Here is a 21,617-nt window from a genome sequence, read left to right on the forward strand (position 1 = left end):
AAAAGTTTAAGGTTTAAAAGTTTAAAGTTGTTTGCCAACTAAACCTAAAAACTGAACACTGATTACTGAATACTAACTTTAGCTCCGTTGTACAACTTTCCATCTGCTGAAAGAATGTAAGCTTCGTCTGCAGCTAATCCTGAAAGGACTTCTACTTGGTTGCCGTAGGTTTTTCCGATTCTTAACCAACGTAATATGGCTACGTTTCCACTTCCTACTGTATATACTCCTGTCAATTGACCGTTTCTTACTAGTGCACTTTCTGGTACTAAAACAGTAGTTGCATTTGCTGTTGCTTGTGCTTTCTCAATTGGGAATTGTACGTTGACAAACATACCTGATAAGATGGTCTTGTCTGTTTTGTCTAAGTTTATTTTTACCAAATATTGTCCGCCTGTGTTTTTAGCTGATAAACTTACTTCTATCACTTTTCCTGTTACTTCCTTGTTTAAGGATTTGATGTTGATGGTTACTGGCATTCCGTTTTTGATGGATGAAATATCACTTTCTGAAACCATGGCAGTGACTTGCATTTTCCCTGAACCTTCAATACTTACTAAAGGCATTCCTGGATTTGCCATGTCTCCTTCTTTTATGAAAGTATTGGTTACTGTTCCAGTGAAAGGTGCCGTAATGTTAGCATAATTAAACTGTGCTACTACTTCGTTACGCATTTGTTTGGCCGCTTCTAAACCCGCTTTTGCCATTTCGTAACGCGACGTCATATCGTCTAGTTCTTTTTGAGAAGCACTTTGTTGTGCAAACAAATTTGTAAAACGCTCATAATCTTTCTTTGCGTTGTTAAAAGCAGCTGTTGCTTGTGTTATAGAAGCATCCACTTGTGCTTTTTTCGCTTGTAAATCGGTGTTGTTGATAGTAACTAATTGTTGGCCTTCTTTTACGTTTTGTCCGACTTTTACATTGACTTTGGTTACATAGCCCATCATTCTAGTGCTTAAATTAGCACTGTTTTCGGATTCTATTTTTCCACTTGCTGACACATACGGACTGGTGTCGTTTGTACTTTTACCAGAAACTTTTACCACAATAGCTGGTGTGTTGTCTACTGCTTCTTTTTTATCACTTCCGCATGATGTTAGGGTAAGTGTTATTGCTATAATTAGGGTTGTTATCTTTTTCATTTTATAATTGTTGTATGTTATGAGTTGTGGGTTGTGTTTTCTATTGATTTCTTTATGTTTGTATTGTGTTTTTTAATGGCACGCTGATGAAGCAGATTTTTTCGGATTTTATTTCTTTGCTTTCTTCTTCCCGCTTCCATCTTCTATCTTCCGTCTTCCTTACTGGGTTAAAAACTGCAAATATTCTTTGGTGAAATTGTATTCGAAAACGGCTTGCAGGTGTTCTAATTCCTTTTGGGCTACTTGGGTTTCTGCCGTTAGTAAATCGCTGGTTTTTTCTAGTCCTTGTTCGAATCTGTTTTGACGAATTCTGAAGGCTTCTTGACTTTGTTCGAACGCTAGTTTAGATAGATTCACTTTATTTTCTGCGTCTTTTAATTGTCGGTTGGTTTTATTGACTTCTAACTGACTTTGCTTTTTGTATTGTTCGGTTTCAATAGTGGCTTTGTTGTATTCGGCTTTTGCTTTTTGGGTTTTCCCAATGTTTTTGTAGCCATCGAAAATATCCCATGATAGTTGTGCTCCTATTAGATAGCCTTTGGCATTCGTACCTAAAAATTTACTATCGTATAATTGGTAATTCCCAAAAGCGTTTAATCTTGGCAGGAAACCATATTTAGACGATTGGAACATTTTTTTATAGGCTTCTGATGATTTTTCCATGGCTTGAATGTCTTTTCTTGACGTATTCAAACTCGTATTAATCTCTTCCAAAGTGATTTCGTTTGCCAATTCCTCTGTGGGTTGATAGGTCTTTCCATTCGTATCTTCGTTCAACAGAAACGCTAAATAATCGGAAGCATTTTGCACGTTACTTTTAGCATATTGCAATTGGTTTGTAATTTCGTTTACACGTACTTGCACGTTTAACAAATCGGTTTTTTGAAGCATGCCGTTTTTAAAGTAGTTATTTACCATCTTAAGGTTGCTTTGTGCGGTTTCGTTTGCTTTTTCTAAAACCGTAACTGCTTTGTAAGCCAATTGCAATTGCATATAGGCTTTTGAGGTTTCTAGTACCAAATATTCTTTGGTTCTTTCGGTTTGCAATTGAAACGCATCCATTTTAGCTTTAGCGGCTTGTCTTCCTAATACCCCATCGATATTTAGTAACGGTTGTTTGACTTCAATTACTGTGGCAAAATTTTGTATTCTATCAGGATTGTTTAACAAAGCTGGATTGAAATCGGCTTGTGTAAGGATTTCTTGATTTAATTTGGAACCAAAAGCCATTAAAGGATTTGTGGTGACGATTCCTGTATATGACACATTCACATTTGGCATAAAAATCGCATTCGACTGACGATAATCGGCTTTTGCAGCTTGAAAAGAGGCTTCTGCTGCTTTGATTTGCAGGTTCTTTTCTGTGGCTTTTTGTACGACTTCCGCTTTGGATATGGGAAGTGTTTCTTGACTGTAGGTTACTACTGTGAGTAGTACGATGGCAAGTGTGTATATTCTTTTTATTTTCTTCATTGTTTTTTATTCTTATTTACAAGAACAAAAGTACAATGGGAAATATGGGGTTTTGGTAACTCGTGTTACATAGGGTTGTAACAAAGGTTACATAGGAAAATCGATTAGGTCTGCATGTGTTAGAAATATATTTCCGTGTATTCTTTTTTCTTCCGTGTGTTCTTTTTTTCTTCCGTGTGCTACAAATGAGTAACTCTCGCTTATAAATGAGTTTCCGTGTATTACTTTTAAGTTTCCGTGTATTAAAACAGAACAACTCTCGGTTACAATTGATTTTCCGTGTATTGCATTTAAGTTTCCGTGTATTGAAATAGAACAACTCTCGGTTATAATTGAATTTCCGTAGGATGAAAGTAAGCTTCTACCGCTTACAAATGAGCTTCCGTAGGGTAGTAAGTAACTAAAAATTGGAGACTGTCCAAAAAACTGTGTAAAGTTACATTTCGTACTCCATTTCATTTCGTAAAAAACACTTCAACTGACGCTCTTTTTAGTGGCACGCTGATGAAGCAGATTTTTACAGATTTTATTTCTTTTGTAAGTGGAGCGAGTTACAGAGGAAATTGTTGGTTAGAAAATTAATCAAGCGTAAAGATAATTTGATTGAGTTTAAACCAAACTTAAAACATATTAAACATAACTTAATGCATATTAAACCACACTTAATTACTATTAAGCAAAACTTGATGCATATTAAACATAACTTAATACACATTAAACTGCACTTAATTACTATTAAGCAAAACTTGATTAGTAGTTCTCCGCAATTGATTAGTAGTTCACTAAATCAAGTTAGCAGTAAACAAATTAAGAAAGTGTAAAAATTACTTTGAAGTCAGGAGACTTCGAAGAGCGTGGAGTTCTCAATACATTTCTTACTCCATTTCATTTCGTAAAAAACACTTCAACTTACGCTCTTTTTAATGGCACGCTGATGAAGCAGATTTTTACAGATTTTATTTCTTTTGTAAGTGGAGTGATATTTAACATTGCTTTGAAGTTAGGGGGAAAGTATAAAAATTACTTTGAAGAGCTATTTATCTCTTTTCCATCAGAATAATAGTTCCTCCATCTGCCATCCATTTATGGAAATAACTATAATTTTTATCAGCGTAAATAGTTCCACCTCTTATCTCGTCAGTACTATCAAAATGGAATGTCTTTACATCTACAAGATCCTTTAATTCAGTACTACTATCAATACCATTTTCTGTACGGACAAAACATCTATCACAAAACACATCATTTATCCAGACATAATATGTGTTTTCTACATCTTCATTATTTAAAGATTTTAGGTAAAGATTTCTATTAGCATCTGAATATAAATCATCTCTAATTAACGTATAATCACTATGTCCGATGTCAATTAAGTCTGTTATTTTAGCTTTAATTTGATGTTCTTTTTTCTTATCTATGCAAGCTACTATTAAAAAGAGTACTATAAAAAATAGATATCTATTCATGTTAAATTGTTTTACAATTGCTTCGAAGAGTGAGTTTAATATATTGATCGATAGCTTCATATCCATCTTGATAAGTGAAGTATCCTTTCCATATTTGTATATTATTTGTTATTTGCATTTAACTAAAGTTGTTTTCTAGTTTCCAATGATTCCTAATTCGTCATTAACATCATTTCGTTGAGAAAGCTTAGTTGGATTGATACTCCATTCTTCTGCTATTTTCATAACGAGTTCTTCGTCGGCATAAACTAAATCTTCTTGTTCCCAATAACTATCTGATGCTGCTTCTTTAGATAGTGAATTGAATAAATTTAATCCTTTTTCAGCCTTTGTTGGTTCCCCAAATACTTTATTATTTTCTCCGATTTCTCCTAAATAGGAATAAATCCTAACGGTTTTTCCTTTTACCGATTTCATCCAATGATGATACTCTACTACTCTATGTGTTCCAAAAGATTGTGCTTCACCAAACTCTAAGCTTAATTGATTTAGTTTAATTTCTAATTCGTTTACATCTTTTAAACTTCCTCCATTTTTCATGAATCGCATACCCACAACTAAAGTCCATTGTCCAACTTGTGGCGTTATGAAAACTCCCTCATTGTAAGCTATTTCAATTCCGCTTTTCCAATTGGCTTGTTGTGTATTTTTAAGATCTAAAATTTCTATTATTCTTTTTTTGTCATTTGTTTTAACAGCTATCCAAACCGTTTTATAACCAAAATCAATAGGAGTATCTTTTTCAGTTAAAATCAATTTTGGCTCTTTTTTAAATTGTGCTGTAACATTATTTCTTTTGGCAATCCAAATAGACAAAAATATAAAAGCAACGATTGCTATGATTAGTAATATTTTCATTAGTAGTAATTTTAATTAATTAACATGTTAGTAATTATCTTAATCACTTCACACAAATCTAAACTTTTGCATGTAAACAGGCAATAGGTATTTAAAAGCTTCTCGATACATTTTTTATAAAATTGCTGTTCGTGTTTTATAAAAAATACTAGAAGTAGCGGTGTGCTGGTTACAAAAGTCTATTTCTATCCAACTTTATCACTTTGATTCTATAGAACATTACGAAGTTTTTGTATAAGTATGAGGTCTTTTTATAAAAGAACAAAAACTAATTTATAAAAACCATTTTTCAATTTCACTATCAATTTTTATAGTTACATATTCTTGTTCGAAATCACCTTGTTCGAACAGCAATCTGTATTCAGCCATTTTACAACTAAGATTCTTTATTTTTTTTATCTTCCCATTACTAATTTCTAATTCCAAAACTTCTTTATAAATAGCTGAGTTCCTAAATTTTGTATTTAAATCGTTTAAAAAGCCATCACCAATCAAGATATATCCTGAATAAGGAACTTCTAAATTCAATTTCTTGTATTCTTTATAAGTAGTTTTTGATTCAATATCTGTTTTTGAAGATATAGCTGGTGGAATTCCATTTATGAACTTAATAGGATCATTCATACTTGTATTTACATACAAATCTTTTAAAATAAGTCTTGAATTAGTATTAACTTCATAAATTGCAACATAACCTCTCATACAACGAGAACTTATATATAAAGGAATAATCCCAAAATCTTCTGGCTTTATCAAATCTTCATTAGTAGATTTAATAAGTTCAAATTCTCTTCCATTTAAAATGACTTTATTAGATACTTGTGATGACACTTCTTTTTCTTTAAATTTATTATCCTATCACAAATCTAAACTTTTGCATATAAACAGGCAATAGGTGTTAAATAGCTTCTCGATACATTTTTTATAAAATTGCTGTTCGCTTTTTATAAAAAATACTAGAAGTAGCGGAAATGATAAATACCTATTGTTAAATTACGGACTCATCAGTTTTGAGCTTTTTTATTATTTCATCTAGTTCCTCTATGTACGGTTCGTCTATTTCCTTATTCGTATTGTTTAATTTTATCGCTTCAGCAATAATGGTTTCTAAACTTAAATCCAAAGATTTTAAAACATCTGTCCAAAAAAATTTCCTCTCTAATGCTGAATGACAAGGTCCGTCTACATTATTTTTTAATCTTTCTGGATCGATAATTAACAAATCATCATACTCTATTCCTACTGCTTTTGCCTGTTGTTCTAGTTTATCTCTTTCTTCCCAGTTATCAAACCAATGTTCGCCATAATCATTGTCTAAAGTAAAAAAACGCCCAATCCAAACTACTTCGTTCCATTCGTTTAAACCAAGTAAGTTTGCAATCCTTTTATATTCTGGGTGGACAATAAAACAATCTAATTCAGGGATAAACTTAAAAATTTTCATATAATGGCTTACACATTTTGTTTACTAATAATCACAAATCTAAACTTTTGCATGTAAACAGGCAATAGGTATTTAATAGCTGTTTTTTACAAAAGGTTATCGATACAAACAAGTAATTTCAATTGTTCTAATTTATATTTTTTTGATGTAATTCTATAGCTACAATTATTTACTATTAATCATTATTACAATTTATCCCTATAAATCACTAATCCTAAATAATAATAATTTGTCTTTTTATTTACGGCTTTGCTTAATTCTACTATTAACCCATTTGATGTTTTCCACGTTATGGTTGGATACTTTTTTTTATTTTTTATTGTTGGTAGCCCTAATTCTTGACTTATAATTGCTTCTAATATTTCATATTTACTTTCAAAAGTTTCTGCTGCTATTTTATCCACTTCAAGTGCAGAAGAATTTGTTTCTTCCCAATTTAATGAAACAACCCTAATTAAATCTGATTCTTTTGAGCCATAGTACATTATTTCATTGGAAATTATCGAGTCTTCTCTAATTAAATAAGACCTGTTTTGATCAATTGTAAAATTATTTGGATTCCATTTATCATCTATTCCAATCAAATGAGCGGGAGTTATATCAAAAGTCTTCCAAGTTTGTTCTTTGTCATCAATTGAACTTAAGGTTAAATTCTCAAAGTCCGATAAAAATATTTTTAAACGATTCTTAAATATTTCGTTAGCCTTTTCCGCACCCATAGCTTTAGGTTTCAATTCTGCTTCGTTTACAAAATAGGTAGTCAAGATTTTAGTGTCAACTATTTCCATCAAACCAAAAATATTGTATTTGTCTGTTTCAAATTTCAATAATTCATTCTTGCTATTTAAGTTTCTACATCGATATGAAAAATGCATATTATAAAAACTCACGTTTGGAATAATTTTTTCAATTGGTTCTATTTTGTTATTTTTTATTCTTGCAACATATGCAGAAGAATCAGATTCATAGATATGCAACAATTCATTATTAACAACAAATGAACTTACAATATAAGGTTTGTATGAATAATCAAAATGATTAACATCTTTATCTTTATAAATGATTTCAAAGCCAACGGGTTCGCTATACCAAGTGTACTTTTTTTTAGAATTTTCAATATTTTCATACCTAACATCAATATCACATTTACTTAACGCTATAGGATTTTCAATTTTTAAAACTTCATATGCATTAGACAGATAGTAAGTTGTACCCATTTTATTTATTAATGGTGTGGTTCTTTCGAGTACATATTCATTTTGTGTTTTCTTATCTTTAAACCATGTTTTACCACCCCATTCTCCAAAATCTAAAGAGTAAACATAAAAATATTCGTCTTCAAATATTAAATCATCTGTTTCATTAACTTCATTCCAAGAATATTTTTTTGAATCAAAATGATAGCTCTTATTATCCATATAGGGCTTTAAAATAATACTGTCATTTTTTACATAAAAATCTAGATAAGTTGCATTTATTTCTTTTGGACAATCAATTACTTTATGTACTTGTCCATTTGACAAAATACATAACCATCGTTTTCCATGACCTCCGTATTTTAAAACTCGTTGTTTAAAAAGAACGTAATACTTATCTTGAAATTTAAGAGCGTGTGTCATTTCCCCTCTTATGTTTACCTGAATCGTATCCTGTTGAAGAGTGAATTCACTATTTTTATTTATACTGCTTGTTTCTTTTGGACTTGTAGCATGGTTACAAGAAAAAATTGTAAAATTTAGGATAATAAGTAATAAACTGCTATTTCTTAACATACTTTTTTTTGGGTAGGATTAATATAGGTTTGACACTAAAGGTTTGGCTAGAGCTTTCATCTCTCAATTTAATTCGTCAAACGGATTTTTTTCGACTCTTCTCATTTTACTATAATCATCTTGATTTCCATTTTCAACTTTTACAAATAAAGAGTCCTTAGTTTTATTCAGCTGATATTCATAGTTGAGTTCGTCCTTCAGTATTGTGTCCTTCAATCGCACATTTTTAAGGTAAATCTTTTTATCATCTATGCTCCATCTTGAATTTGTGTGCATTCCTCCACCTAAATACTCTGTTATTACTGAATCTTTATAAAAAATTAATACCACTTTGGTATGTTGGGTTTCATATGATTCCCAAATTCCAATTAAATTGTTTTTCCGTTCATTTGTTTCGCAGGCAATCAGCGTTATGAATCCAATTGTATATATGAAGATGTTTGTGAGTTTCATTTAATTCTTGTTAACTTATTTATATCCCTGATAACAGTGATTACTTTTTTATTTCCTTCTTGCAAATCGAAGTGACGGTTTGCTGGTTAGTTGTGTTTGTTTTATTTATTTTTTTTAAAAGAGTGATTTAGCTAATTTAATGACGAGAGATCTTTATTCTAAGATTGCTTTCACTTGCTTTTCTAAGTCAGTACTGTTTTTAAAATTTTTAAAATTCAACTCTTTTTTATTTGCTTTTAACTCTGTTACTAATTGCAGAATTAGAGCTAAGGGCTCTGCTTCAAATCCGAACATGTTTTGATCAAATTCAGTTCCAATTATTAGTCCGTCATGATCCATTCCAATACACCAGTTTTCTATAAACTCTACAAGTTGAATTTCGGTGATTTTGTATTTTGACCATTCCTCTTTAATACAGGATATTGCTAAAGCCTTTTCTGCCCAAAAACAAATAATCCCTACTGCTTCCTCTTCATCGTTTACAAAATTAACTGAAGTTGAAGTTGCGAATCCTTCCTTATCTCGAAGTGCGTAAACAATCCCTGACTTACAAACGTTTTTTATGAATCTTTCGTGTCTTTTCTCTATTAAAATTGAGTGTTGTAGCATTATTATTTATAATTATAAAAGGTTTTAGGAACTGATTTTATTTTTTCTAATTGCATAACTTGAGTCATTCTTTCAAAATCTTTCATTACTTGTTCCACTTCAGGTAAATCGTTAACTACTTTAATTTTATACAACTTACTCATCGTAAATGTACTTAGATACAATTTTTCTTTCTTATATTTCTTAGCAAATTTTAAATTATATAAGAAACCATAACTTTCATTTTGCAATCTATTTTTAAATTCTAAAATCACTTCAAATGTTATCTTATTATTTATTATCTGAAAACTACAGTGATATATAAAGTGGTCTACTGTTTTAGAAAACCATTTGTCTAAATTTTTATTTTTTGAACCTGATAATTTGAAACCAAGATCTTCTAATCTATTAAACAAAGTAACATTTTCAAAATCCTTTTTTATTTTCTTGAATTTAAAATGTTCATATAGTATTGAACCTATTAAGATCAAAATCATTAAAACAAAAAATAACATACTCATAAATTATTTACTTATTTATTTGGTGGATTATAACAATCATTTCTTCAATTTACTTATTTCTTGTTCAACAAATAATTGTTTAAAATCTTCTACTTTTAGTTTTTTTACGTAATCCACATTTTTCTTTTTAATACCAAAAAACAAACCAGAAGATTCAGTTTCAAAATACAATATACTGTCTAGTTCAATTTTTGTTTTGTTGTTTTCAAGTTCCGAAATTCTTGTAGAAAGAAATATTCTAGACTTATTTTCGGGTAGTTCAATTACAACTTCATAATATGGATCATTACTATTTTGATAATACCTAAACATTTTTTTTAATACAGTATCTTTTGGCATTTCAACTTGAGCTTCATAATCTGATTTTAAATTTATTTCTCCTGATTTACTGGGTAGTGATGTTGCAATAAAAGCAAAACAGCAAACTCCTATAATAATTGATTGTGGGATAAAACTCAATTTTTCAATTCCAGTTATTCTTTGTTTTCTGTAGTGATAGGAAAAAGGTAAAATTACTAAAGCAATTACATCTGAATAATCTACTACTCTATTAATTCCAATTCCAAATTCGTTAAAAGAGTCAATAATAAATTGAGAGTAAGTGCTTTTCCAAAACACAAACAAAATACCCGTCATTATGTAAATCAGTTTGTTTTTGTTTTTAAAAAAAAGACTTACAAAAAAAGGAAAAGCAAAAAGTCCGACAAAGTCAGATAGTTTTCCTGTTATATAATTATGAAAATAATATTTTAAGTATAAGTCATTCAATAATAATAAAACAACAGTAATCAAAAATAGTCTGCTATAAATTAGATTTTTTGGTTCAGAATAATTCATCATTATTGGGCAATTATCGAAGTGTTTTTATACTACTTTATTCTCACAAATCTAGAGCTTTACTTGTAAACTGGCAATAGGCATTTAGAGCTTCTCGATACATTTTTTATAAAATTACTATTCGCATTTTATAAAAAACACTCGAAGTGACGGTGTGCTGGTTACTCATTCTCGATTTTCTCTATCATTTCTTTGAATAAACCTAGTAAAAAAGTCAGTTTAGTTGCATCACCTACTGCATAAAATTTTTGATTCTCAATTTTTATACCATACCAATCTTGTTTTGATTTTTCATTGAGTATCCATTTTAAGTCTAGAAAAGCTACTGAAGTTTTTGAAATATCAATTTCAATTTCCCAACCTGGATTATCCAAAGTGATTATTTGGATGCCTTGACCTTGTTCCCATTCTCCATCGCAACTTGATTTGAACCACTGCTGTATCCAGTCTAAAATTTCCATTTGTATTGTGTTATTAAATTTGATTTTTGATTATTAAGGTTATTCTACTTCATAAAAAAAGCAAAACTAGCTTATTTCTAAACTAGTTTTGTTTTTATTTGCTATTTTATACAAAATCTACGTTACTTGTATTGAAAAGTGCATCAAATTCAGTTCTTTTTAATAAAATCAGTAGCATAGTAAAATTCAAGTTTTCCTTTTATTTTACATGCTTCTATTTTACCGTTTTCATTTAATTCGCTCTCACAAATCTAAACTTTTACTTGTAAACACCTAATAAGATACAAATAATTGTGTTTTTAATAAGAAACGGACATAAAGCTTGCTCCAAGTTCAAAATTATCTATAAATGATTTTTTAAATTCTTGCTTCATTAAGGCAACCTCTTCTTTCATGTCGGAATCCAAATAATCATAATCTACACATGAAAAAGCATAATTAAAGTCTTCTTTAAGCGCAAAATTACTGGTGTTTTCATTGCAGAATTTATTCCAAAATTTGTCATTCATACCCTTTTGATGCTCTCCCACTCTTTTGAAATAGAATCCTTCTTTTTTTTCTGTAGTATAGTATTTAAGAATAAACCAATCACTATGACAATCATCAAAACACTTCTTTAAATTTTGATATCCTTTCTTTTTCTCAAAATCTTTTAATTCTCTTTCGAGTTGCTCTTCGTTTTCTCGAATTAATAATACTCTATCTTGTGACTGAAAATGTTCTTTTACTTTTTTAAAATGTTCTCTTCCTTTAACTATTATAATACTTTCAACTTCAGTTGGAACATCAACCTCTTGTATGTAGTTACTGAAATGATCAAAATCTACATTAAAGGTGTCAAATTTTTCTTTGATTTCTGCACCTGTTTGAGCATAAATACCTTCACCAATATAGAATAAGTGATGCTCTTGTGCCTTTTCTAAAATTGCTTTATAATGTGTGATATCTAATCCCATTGTGATTTTAAATTAGCTGTAACAAATCTAAACTTTTACTTGCAAACGAACAATAGGTGTTAAATAGCTACTCGATACATTTTTTATAAAATTGCTGTTCGCATTTTATAAAAAACACTCGAAGTGACGGTGTGCGGTTTAGGGATCGCGAGAAATCATGTTCCAAGAGAATTAATCAATGTACACTTTCTCTATTATAGCTTTTCCAGTATGAAAGTCTTTCCCATAAAAAAGCACGTATTCAGCATTGGTGTTAATTCCGAAATAGCCTTCTTTCAATTGTACAAACATTTTGTCTAAATACATTTTGTGTCTGTTTACTGTGACATAGATTCTTGCTCCTGTGTTTGCAGTGTATTTAAGATAGAAGTCTATTTTACCCGAAGCTGCCAATCGGAATTTAAAAAGATTGTGTTGCGATTCTTGTAGAACCATTCCGTAGGCTAGTTTTTTTTGTGTGTTAGTTAATGGTTTTTTCATACCATTGTCGGCATAAGCTATTTGGTATTCGTTAATAGGCTGGTTGGAATCTATTACACCTCCTTTTATATTGGCATCGTATACATAGGTATTGTGATTGTTACTATGTTGGATGTAAAACAATCGGGTTGCTGTTTTTTCGGGTTCGGGATAGTTGCTTTGTGCAAAACCAGAGTAGAGTATTAAAAAAGTATAAAAAAAGGTAAAGATAATTTTCATTATGATTGCTGTTTTTTTGAAGCTTGCTTTGTTTTTCAGGTTATACAAACTTTTTTCTAAGATAACACATTTTTTAGAATATGTTAAATGTGATGGTGTAATACCATTTATCACTTGAATTTACTGTAATAAAACGCCCTGTTTTCCTCGCTATTTCAATATAAAATAAAAACGTAACGATGCTATACTTTGATTTTCTCTTTAACCTGAACAAATTAGTAAATAATTTTTTTCTTTATTTGACTGCATTATTATTTTTTTCAACTCTAAAAAATCTCCTATCAAATGATTTAGATTATTTGATTCTCCTTCGTTATTTACATTTGTCCATTCATTTGGATAAATATCGTTTTCATTTAGTTCAGTTGCATTATATTTTTCTTTTATTTCTAATTCGCTAATTTTAGATAAAATTTTGTTGATTTCAGATACCTCTTCAATATTCAAATATGGAAAATAATTTCCACTTTCCATAAAATCCATCATTTCTTCAAAATCTGCATTTTCAAAATCAAAATCGCCTAAAAATTCTTTTGGATTAAATATTTTATTAAGCACTTCTTTAGTTTCATCAGATTTATTTTTCTTTAACACATATTCAATTGCCATAAATGAATTTTGAAAAGTATAACTACTTTTTGCTCTATTATAAAGTTTAATTTCTTTTCGGTTTTCATTTTTTTTTAACTCCTCAAAAAATTCTTTAGAAATATTAAAGATTGTTGTAAATTGACTCATTATTTTCAGTTTTTTAAAATAGCAATTAACTTTGTGTTTGTACAAGTTTTTAAGTGTAAGCTGGTAATAAGGGTTTTCAATATTATTTATATATAGTTTTCGATACATTTTACAAAAAACCAACCGACAAAGTACAAATTACACTAAATTATACTAATTTAAGATTTTGTTTTTCTCACCTCTTTAAAAATTAATTTCTGCACTTTTTATAAAAACAAATAGTCTTTTTAGTTAAAGTGTATCGGTATTGTTTATGTATTGGGTTTTACAATATCGTTTATTATTTTCAAATGATGATTGGTGTGAATTTCTAAAAATTTTATGGCTTTGTTTACTTTTATGTTTCCAAAATAGGGATGATCGAAGTATTTGTTTGCATCTATAGTTTCTAAACTTTTAATTTTTGATATGGTATTTTGTAGATGCTCTTTTAGTGTTTGTGCATTATACTCTTTTGGAGTTACTGCTTTTGGTGCTCTTGCTTTTCCGCGAGGTATTTTTTTAAAGGTAAAAACAATTATTTTCGACAACTTGAAACTTGATTTATAGGCTATTGGATTGGATTTTTCTATTTCTTGAATTATCAGATTAATCGTTAATAGAATATGTTCAATTTGCCAACCAACGGTAGATTTTGACACTTCTTCATTAACCTCGTTATGTTTTACTATTTTTGTTTCTAGTTCTTCTAATTGTTTGTTTAATGTCTTCATTTTTTTATGCTATTTCTTTTCTATTTTTGCAATAATTGCTTGTGTGTTTATAGCGCTAACAAACCTACGCTTTTAGCTAAAACTTAGCAACTGTCTTTCTTATACAATACTTTTATTGCATTATTAGAGGTTGTTTTGCTCCTTTTTTTATGCTGTATTACCTAATGGCAATGTAAACTTAAAATCGCTACCCTTTCCTTCTTTGCTTTCTACCCAAATTGTACCCCTATTTTTTTCTACAAATTCTTTACACAGAACTAATCCTAAACCAGAACCGTTTTCGTTTGCTGTACCTATTGTAGTAGTGTTTGAAGCTATCTTAAACAGCTCTTTGCATTTTTCTTCATTCATTCCAATTCCATTATCAGAAATAGTAATTTCAACATGTTGGTCTTTTAGAGTTGCTAAGACTCGAATATTACCCCCTAATTCTGTAAACTTGATTGCATTAGAAATAAGGTTTCGCAATACTGTTTTTAACATATTTACATCTGCATAAACTTCAATTTCATCTGATAGCGAATAATCTAAAGTAATATTTTTAGCTTTTGTTAATGATTTTTTAAGTGTTATTATTTCTAGAATAACAGCAGAAAAAAGGACTTTTTCGGGGTTGAAACGAAGTTGTCCTGTTTGCGATTTTGCCCAATTTAAGAGATTATCAAGTAAAATAAGTGTGTTTTTTGCGGCAACATTAATAATGCTACAAAATTTTTCTTTTTCTTCGGGCTCTAAGTCGGCACTATTTAGTGTTAATAATTCTGAAAAACCAATAATACTATTGAAAGGACTTCTTAAATCGTGCGCTATGATTGAAAAAAGTTTGTCTTTTGTGGTATTGAGTTCTTTTAATTGCTTTTCACTTTCTTTCAGGGAGTTTTCCGATTTTTTACGTTCTGTAATGTCATGAATTACGCCTACAAGATACTTTTTTCCGTCAGCATCAATGAATCGAGTTTTTCTTGTAGATATTGTTCGAGTTTCACCACCACGTATAGTAAGTGCCTCTTCATTTATATTTTCTATTCCGTCTTCTAGTACTTGTTTATCAATTTTTAAAAAACTTTCCTGCTCTTCTGGTGATACTTCCTCTGCAAGTGTTTTTCCAATTATCTCGTCTCTATGAAGATTGAAAATTTCGGTAAAAGCATCATTAACGATAAGTAATCTGCTTTGGTCATCTTTTACGAATACTGGATCTCCAATATTGTTGAGGATACTATTATAATAATACTCTCGTTCTTCTTTTTTCTCCATAGAAGAATGTAATCTTAAAATTTCATTTTGCTTTTCGAGTTCAACAATTTGATTTTTTAATGCCTCGTAGGTTAATGAGTCATTTGTCATTGGTACGTTTTTTTTATCAGTGGGATTACTTATAATGATTGCGTATATGAAAAACATTCGTTCATTACTTTCACTAATTTAGTAATTATTTTTCTGATAATTACACGTAATAGCAAAAAAGCGATTTTGATATCATTTACACTCAATTAAGTTATCTACAATTAGAAAACTTAATTTCAATAAATTATAGATTATGAATTAATTACTTTAATTGTATTTTTTAATCAATTAATCTTGTTTAATCCCTTGTAATTTATAAGCATTTTTAAAATAAAAAATTACACTACTCATTTTTAAAAGGCGGTCAATAACTATTTCATTTAAAACCCTGCTTTAATTTTTTGATTATCATCTACTATTTCTTGATCTAAAAATATTTTAGAATGATTTGGATTTTTTGAAGAATAAATAACTTTATAAAATTTGCCAATACATTCTTCTTCTTTAAAGCCATATAGACTTTCGCTATCTTTCACTTGTTTTCCATCGACTATAAACACATAATCATAATTACGCGATCTTCGACCAGTATGAAAATCATATAAATAAGCAACAGAAACAACTTTATTAGCTTCCATATCGGCATCATATTCTTTTTTATTTGCTTCACTTTCGCGATACATCCACACAAAAAGAGCGATGAGAAATAGTAAGCCCAAACTTTGTTTTATATCTTCTCTTTTCATTGTTCAAATAAATTTTGATTCGGATTTAAATAATAGTCATAAACTAAACCATTGATTAATACTAATTCTCCAAATTCTAAACTGATTTCTTCTAATAAATCTCTATACTTAAAATAATAATCTTTGTCATATCCTAATTTTTGATGTAGTTCGAAATAAACGGTATTTACTTCAATTCTGTGATTAAAATTTTGAATCCTATTTTCATTATTTAAATCTAAATAAAAATCAATCATTATATTTTTAAGTTTATCCAAGTACTCTTCATTTATTGCATTACTAAACTTATAACATTGCCAATCTTTAACCTCTTCTCTTCTTATGTCATTATCTACAAGTTCTCTTAAATTTCTTCTATAATAATCTCCTTTTTCAATCAAATTTGAAAAAAAATATGATTCATCACTTCCATAAATCACAATATTGAGATCCTTTATAACTTCAATTGCTTGACTTATTTTATAAAATTTATGTCTTTTAATTACTTCTAATTTTTCATTTACTTCTATCTCCGGAATGAAATTATTTAAGCCATAATAAAAAACTAAATCATCAAAATAGGTAACTTCTACATTTGCTTTTGTGCTTATTACTAATTCTTTCTTTATTGTACCTAATGAGATTTTCATGTGCTTAATTTATGAATCAATTCTAAAAAAACAAAACTAGCTTATTTCTAAACTAGTTGTGTTTTATTTAAACTTATTTCAAGTTAATGAATTACAAAATATAATCCGTATTAATAAAATTACTTTTTTTACTGTCCAATAACTCTTGTAAGATGGCATTGTTGTAGTCGTTGTCTTTTGAAGCTACAAAGGTTCTTATCGAGAATGAACGCAGAGCATCATGAATACTTAATGTACCTACTGCTGAATCTTTTCTTCCTGTGAATGGGAAAACATCTGGTCCTCGTTGGCATGAACTATTTAAGTTGACTCTACATACTAAATTGACTAAAACATCAATTAATGGTGCCACTGTATTTATGTCTTTTCCAAAAAGACTTACTTGTTGTCCATAATCAGATGCTGCCATGTCGTCTAGTGGTTCTTGTATGTCTTTAAAAATCATAATAGGCACAACTGGTCCAAATTGTTCTTCATGATAGACTCTCATTTTTTTATTAATTGGAAATAAAACGGCTGGAAAAATATAGTTCTCGCTTCTTTCTCCACCTTTTTGATTGATAACCGAAGCTCCATTGGCTTTAGCATCATCAATTAATTCTTGTATATAATTGGGTTTGTCGGGTTCTGGTAAAGGTGTCAAGAATACATTATCTTCCCAAGGATTTCCAAATTTCAAAGCATCTACTTTTGCTGTGAATTTTTTATTGAATTCGTCTGCAATAGATTCGTGTACATAGATAATTTTCAATGCAGTACATCGTTGTCCGTTAAAAGACAATGAACCTGAAATACATTCTGAGACCGCTAAATCTATATTGGCATCGGGTAAAATTATCGCTGGATTTTTAGCTTCTAAACCTAATATTAATCGCAACTTGTTTTTATTAGGGTGTAAATCTTGCAAAGCTATTGCCGATTTACTGTTTCCAATTAAGGATAAAACAGTTACTAATCCCGATTTCATGATTGGTGCTGCTACTTCTCGTCCTCTTCCATAAAGAACATTAATTACTCCTTTAGGAAAGGCACTTTGAAATGCTTTTAATAATGGAGATAATAATAAGACTCCAAATTTCGCTGGTTTAAACAAGACTGTGTTTCCCATTATTAATGCTGGAATCAACAAAGAGAATGTTTCGTTTAACGGATAATTATAAGGTCCTAAACACAATACAATACCTAACGGACTTCGCTTTATCATGGCATTGATTCCTTGCACTTTGGTAAAACGTGCTCCTTCATGGTTTAGTTCTTTATAATCTTTTATCGTGTCGTAAATATATTCTACCGTTCTATCGAATTCTTTTTCACTGTCTGGAAGTGTTTTGCCTATTTCCCACATTAATAGTTTAACTACTTCGTTTCTTGTTTCTTTCATTTGCGAAACAAAACTTTCCATGCATTTAATACGATCTTGTACTTTCATAGTAGGCCAATCTCCTTGACCGTTTTTAAAAGCGCTGTCAGACGATGCTAATGCTTCTAACGCTTCTTTTTCTCCCATGCTAGGAATAGAACCTAAAAGCGTTGGTGCATAGGTTGGTGTACTAGAAATACTTGAAACAACGTCTGTTGTTTCTCCTTGCCAAATTTTTAGTTCACCATCTTGTAGGTATTCTTTTTGATGTAAGGGTTCGTTTATTTTTATATTTTCTGGAATTGTGCTCATAAATAATGTTGTTTTATTTTGAATATTGGCTTGTATAAAATTCCCACTTTTTAATCTAATAAACAACTCATTATAAAAGTTTTAAGGGTATAGTAGTAAATGTAGTGTTTTGGTTTTAATACCGTATTTTTTCAAACGTTTTCGTAGAGAATATGATTTTTTTTTGTTTCGAAAAGGAGTAAAAATAGAATTACAATGTCTCTACATTTCATTTTTTAGAGAGAAATTATTAGTAGAAATGTATCCTTTTTATCTAAATTTCGAATAGGATTAAAAGAATGCCTCTATTTTAGGGTTTATATATACTTGTAATCATTTTACCACAGATTAAAAAGATTATGAAGTTTTTTAATCTGTGGTAAAATGATTATAAAAAATCTACGGAAATCAGTGTAATCCGTGATTTAAAAATTGAATCTATTATTTAGGTTTTATTAATCCCCAGAATTGACGAAATGATTAAATATTTTCACAATTCTATCTGCATTTTCAACATCTTTAAAAGTAATACAATCAAAAGCATGATCTAACTTATTGTCTTTTGTTCCTTCAATTACTAGTGGTCGAGAATGTAAAACTGCAATTAATCTTTCATTTTTAAAAACTAGTCCAATTCTCATCATTGGTGACGGATCGACAATCCAGTTTTCATAATTATAATAAATTGTCATTCCGTCAAATTGGTCGTCTTTTTGAAGTTTAAAATTGGATATTATTTTTTTGAAGTTAGCTAAATCTCTATTGTCTTTGTTTTCTTCAAAGTGACTCATTAGAGCATTTTCTATAATGGTATTGGGTTTTATATTTTCTTTCTGTATATAGCCAACTAACCCCATCATTAATTCAACTTCTTTTGTTGTTTTTCCAACAACTTGCTTGTCAACTAAAATTTTAACTCCTTTTTTTAGTACACCATCTTCAAAGTCCGATTCTGGATTTGTTGGTAAAATACCTATAACGTTCCATCCGTTTTCTTCATGGACTGTTTCTATCAAGACATTATCATTTAGTGTAAAAATAACCTCTCCATCGATAGTATCTCTAACGCTTACAGGGCCTTCAACTCTTTCCCCAAGAATAGGTTCTTCGTCTATGGTTTGTTCTGTATTCACCAATTGTTCTTCTTTTTCTGAGTCTCCTTCTTTTTCCTTTTTATCTGACAAACAAGACATAAGGCTAAAAACAGCCAAAATTATAATGATTTTTTTCATTTCAAGTGATTATTGAGACATTCAGAAATTGTACTGAATAGTCATTTACTACAAATATAGACAGTTATCTTCATTTCTTAAAAAAAAAAGAGGCTATCTAAAATTAAGACAGCCTCTGATTGTTTTTTTATGTGTAGTATTCTAAACTATTTAATTAAAGCTTCATTCGTGTTTTTAAAAAATTAAACTACCTTATTCCTTTACAAAGACTAAATCAGGACCGTCTACATAAGATTGCTTAAGAATCATTTTTTGATTTATTTTCTCATAAATCCATTTAGAATCATTTATCTTAACCAATGGAATTTGATTATTGTCGTCAAATGTTAAATGATCTAATCCAAAATTGTATAAATATATACCATTTGAATATCCAACATTTGAACCACCTGTCCCAGTTACTAATAAAGTTCCATTTTGTTGAAAACTATACACTATATTTTGATTGGAATAATCAATAATCCCATCTGAGGAGGCACCACCTTCTAAACCATAAAATCTAGCTTCTTCAAGTTTCCAATCTCCTTGTACTGAATTAACATTCAATAAATCATTATCGTTAGAACAAGCTGAGGTAAAAATAATCAGTACTACTAAAAACAAAAAATTTCTCATGTTGTTTGTTTGTTATTGCTTTATTTATAGACACAAATTTCATTCATTGGTTGCGTTAATGAAGAAAAAAATAAACAAATAGTTAAACTATCTTATATTTTCCCTCTATTTTCTATTATGTACTATCTATTTAATATCTCTATTTAGAAGACAAGTACAAAACTTAATGTTTATGGTAATCTCACACATTTATTTTCTATTTTGATTATAATACTATAACATTTTTTCACACTCTATTTCATAGCTCTAAATTTATAAATAAAGTTATATTATCCAGTAAGCTTATATAATTTTCTAAATTATCGCCCCATAAAACGCAAGTTTCCGACTCTGAATCGCCTTTAATATTTTTTTCTAAAGTTGGGTTTCTTTCTCTAATAAATTTTCTTATGAATAATTCCCACCCATATCCATCTAATTCAATTCCATTCTTGTGAAGTAATGTGTTTACTTTTCCAAGTTTTTCCCAACTACCAAACTCAAGTTGGTATGAAATTTTATCCTCTCCTTTATCGTTTATTTCTAAAGCACTTAAAAATATAGGGCTTAATTTATCGTTTTCCCAAATTCCGTTCTCTACTACTATTTGATCAATATTGGCAAGGATTATATTTTTACTATTCATTTATTAAGTTTATAGTTGTTATATGTTTAATTATCTTACCAAATCTACAATAAAAAAAAGCTAATTAATTGGATATCTTAGTCTATAAACATCGTTTTAAAACCTTGAAAAAGCACAAAAAATACTGATTTACAACATAATGTATGTTAAAAACCACAAAAAAATCAATACATTTTAAGAAAAATACTTACTTTTAATTTCTTAAAATTCATAAAATGAAAAAAGTAACATTTCTTTTTGTATTCGCTTTTATAAGCTGTACTACTTTCGCACAAAACAATACTAAACTTCTTGATTCAATCAATAATTTGTTTACCCAACACAAAGTCATTTCAGACAAGATAACTCTATTAAATCATATCGAAATAAAAAATGATAGCATAGAAATTAGACTAACATCTAATACTCAAAATATAAACAAAAACGGACAAAATGAGTTTAAAATAACCTTTAGTTGTCTTGCTTCTGATATTCTTGAAATAACTAATGGAAGTGCTCCAGCAGGAAATAAAGTTATATATATGAAAGCAAATGGAGACAAAATAAAATCTTGTTTTTATAAAAACGATGAAATTATAAAAGAACATTCTTTTAATAACAAACAAAATATAGTCCTTAATAAAATGTCGGAAACAGAAATTGAATCCATTAAAAATTTACTTGTCTCCTTAATTAACAATAAAGGAGGAAATGTTAAAACAAATCCATAAG

At 29.2% G+C, this 21,617-nt stretch carries 25 protein-coding genes; 1 reads left to right on the forward strand and 24 read right to left on the reverse strand.

Annotation, left to right across the window (positions count from 1 at the left end; all coding sequences use genetic code 11):
- Window positions 1-62: 62 nt before the first annotated feature.
- From L2Z92_RS00170 to L2Z92_RS00285, 24 genes are all read right to left on the reverse strand, one after another.
- The gene (locus L2Z92_RS00170; RefSeq protein WP_236456839.1) at window positions 63-1,142 is read right to left on the reverse strand and encodes an efflux RND transporter periplasmic adaptor subunit; all 1,080 of its coding nucleotides are present in this window, start codon (window positions 1,140-1,142) and stop codon (window positions 63-65) included.
- A gap of 159 nt (window positions 1,143-1,301) precedes the next feature.
- Entirely contained in the window at window positions 1,302-2,615 is a 1,314-nt protein-coding gene (locus tag L2Z92_RS00175; protein WP_236456840.1) for a TolC family protein, read from the reverse strand.
- An 87-nt stretch (window positions 2,616-2,702) separates the two neighbouring features.
- Window positions 2,703-3,074, reverse strand: coding sequence for a hypothetical protein (locus L2Z92_RS00180; protein ID WP_236456841.1), 372 nt, complete (start codon window positions 3,072-3,074; stop codon window positions 2,703-2,705).
- 578 nt (window positions 3,075-3,652) lie between these two features.
- The gene (locus L2Z92_RS00185; RefSeq protein WP_236456842.1) at window positions 3,653-4,081 is read right to left on the reverse strand and encodes a hypothetical protein; all 429 of its coding nucleotides are present in this window, start codon (window positions 4,079-4,081) and stop codon (window positions 3,653-3,655) included.
- 135 nt (window positions 4,082-4,216) lie between these two features.
- Window positions 4,217-4,939, reverse strand: coding sequence for a hypothetical protein (locus tag L2Z92_RS00190; RefSeq protein ID WP_236456843.1), 723 nt, complete (start codon window positions 4,937-4,939; stop codon window positions 4,217-4,219).
- A gap of 273 nt (window positions 4,940-5,212) precedes the next feature.
- On the reverse strand, window positions 5,213-5,770 hold the full coding sequence (locus L2Z92_RS00195; RefSeq protein WP_236456844.1) for a hypothetical protein: 558 nt from the start codon (window positions 5,768-5,770) through the stop codon (window positions 5,213-5,215).
- Between the two features lie 157 nt (window positions 5,771-5,927).
- Window positions 5,928-6,383 carry a hypothetical protein gene (locus L2Z92_RS00200; RefSeq protein ID WP_236456845.1) on the reverse strand — a complete coding sequence of 152 codons (456 nt, stop codon included), beginning with the start codon at window positions 6,381-6,383 and terminating at the stop codon, window positions 5,928-5,930.
- Window positions 6,384-6,568: 185 nt separating this feature from the next.
- Entirely contained in the window at window positions 6,569-8,155 is a 1,587-nt protein-coding gene (locus L2Z92_RS00205; protein ID WP_236456846.1) for a hypothetical protein, read from the reverse strand.
- 63 nt (window positions 8,156-8,218) lie between these two features.
- Window positions 8,219-8,608 (reverse strand): hypothetical protein, encoded by a 390-nt coding sequence (locus tag L2Z92_RS00210; protein WP_236456847.1) that lies wholly within the window; start codon window positions 8,606-8,608, stop codon window positions 8,219-8,221.
- 153 nt (window positions 8,609-8,761) lie between these two features.
- Entirely contained in the window at window positions 8,762-9,217 is a 456-nt protein-coding gene (locus L2Z92_RS00215; RefSeq protein WP_236456848.1) for a DUF2750 domain-containing protein, read from the reverse strand.
- 2 nt (window positions 9,218-9,219) lie between these two features.
- Window positions 9,220-9,711, reverse strand: a complete 492-nt coding sequence (locus L2Z92_RS00220; protein ID WP_236456849.1) for a hypothetical protein — start codon at window positions 9,709-9,711, stop codon at window positions 9,220-9,222.
- 42 nt (window positions 9,712-9,753) lie between these two features.
- Window positions 9,754-10,557: a hypothetical protein gene (locus L2Z92_RS00225; protein WP_236456850.1), complete on the reverse strand. Its 804-nt coding sequence runs from the start codon at window positions 10,555-10,557 to the stop codon at window positions 9,754-9,756.
- A 158-nt stretch (window positions 10,558-10,715) separates the two neighbouring features.
- Entirely contained in the window at window positions 10,716-11,015 is a 300-nt protein-coding gene (locus tag L2Z92_RS00230) for an immunity 53 family protein (RefSeq protein WP_236456851.1), read from the reverse strand.
- A gap of 299 nt (window positions 11,016-11,314) precedes the next feature.
- Complete coding sequence (locus tag L2Z92_RS00235) at window positions 11,315-11,971, reverse strand: hypothetical protein (protein ID WP_236456852.1); 657 nt, start codon at window positions 11,969-11,971, stop codon at window positions 11,315-11,317.
- Between the two features lie 171 nt (window positions 11,972-12,142).
- On the reverse strand, window positions 12,143-12,670 hold the full coding sequence (locus L2Z92_RS00240) for a DUF4833 domain-containing protein (protein WP_236456853.1): 528 nt from the start codon (window positions 12,668-12,670) through the stop codon (window positions 12,143-12,145).
- Window positions 12,671-12,871: 201 nt separating this feature from the next.
- Window positions 12,872-13,408, reverse strand: a complete 537-nt coding sequence (locus L2Z92_RS00245) for a DUF1877 family protein (protein ID WP_236456854.1) — start codon at window positions 13,406-13,408, stop codon at window positions 12,872-12,874.
- A gap of 251 nt (window positions 13,409-13,659) precedes the next feature.
- Window positions 13,660-14,121, reverse strand: coding sequence for a DUF1569 domain-containing protein (locus L2Z92_RS00250; protein ID WP_236456855.1), 462 nt, complete (start codon window positions 14,119-14,121; stop codon window positions 13,660-13,662).
- A gap of 147 nt (window positions 14,122-14,268) precedes the next feature.
- Entirely contained in the window at window positions 14,269-15,525 is a 1,257-nt protein-coding gene (locus tag L2Z92_RS00255; protein ID WP_265210622.1) for a PAS domain-containing sensor histidine kinase, read from the reverse strand.
- Between the two features lie 263 nt (window positions 15,526-15,788).
- Window positions 15,789-16,154 carry a hypothetical protein gene (locus L2Z92_RS00260; protein ID WP_236456857.1) on the reverse strand — a complete coding sequence of 122 codons (366 nt, stop codon included), beginning with the start codon at window positions 16,152-16,154 and terminating at the stop codon, window positions 15,789-15,791.
- On the reverse strand, window positions 16,151-16,783 hold the full coding sequence (locus L2Z92_RS00265; protein ID WP_236456858.1) for a hypothetical protein: 633 nt from the start codon (window positions 16,781-16,783) through the stop codon (window positions 16,151-16,153). The genes L2Z92_RS00260 and L2Z92_RS00265 overlap by 4 nt, the downstream gene beginning before the upstream one ends.
- 91 nt (window positions 16,784-16,874) lie before the next feature.
- Window positions 16,875-18,455: an NADP-dependent glyceraldehyde-3-phosphate dehydrogenase gene (locus L2Z92_RS00270; protein ID WP_236456859.1), complete on the reverse strand. Its 1,581-nt coding sequence runs from the start codon at window positions 18,453-18,455 to the stop codon at window positions 16,875-16,877.
- A gap of 434 nt (window positions 18,456-18,889) precedes the next feature.
- Window positions 18,890-19,666, reverse strand: a complete 777-nt coding sequence (locus tag L2Z92_RS00275; RefSeq protein ID WP_236456860.1) for a hypothetical protein — start codon at window positions 19,664-19,666, stop codon at window positions 18,890-18,892.
- A 192-nt stretch (window positions 19,667-19,858) separates the two neighbouring features.
- Entirely contained in the window at window positions 19,859-20,281 is a 423-nt protein-coding gene (locus L2Z92_RS00280) for a hypothetical protein (protein WP_236456861.1), read from the reverse strand.
- Window positions 20,282-20,519: 238 nt separating this feature from the next.
- Window positions 20,520-20,906: an Imm51 family immunity protein gene (locus L2Z92_RS00285; protein WP_236456862.1), complete on the reverse strand. Its 387-nt coding sequence runs from the start codon at window positions 20,904-20,906 to the stop codon at window positions 20,520-20,522.
- Window positions 20,907-21,121: 215 nt separating this feature from the next.
- Between L2Z92_RS00285 and L2Z92_RS00290 the strand changes: the two genes are divergently transcribed.
- Window positions 21,122-21,616 carry a hypothetical protein gene (locus L2Z92_RS00290; protein WP_236456863.1) on the forward strand — a complete coding sequence of 165 codons (495 nt, stop codon included), beginning with the start codon at window positions 21,122-21,124 and terminating at the stop codon, window positions 21,614-21,616.
- The last annotated feature ends 1 nt before the right edge of the window (window position 21,617 follow it).

This window comes from Flavobacterium jumunjinense, from assembly GCF_021650975.2.
In the GTDB taxonomy this organism is placed as follows: domain Bacteria; phylum Bacteroidota; class Bacteroidia; order Flavobacteriales; family Flavobacteriaceae; genus Flavobacterium; species Flavobacterium jumunjinense.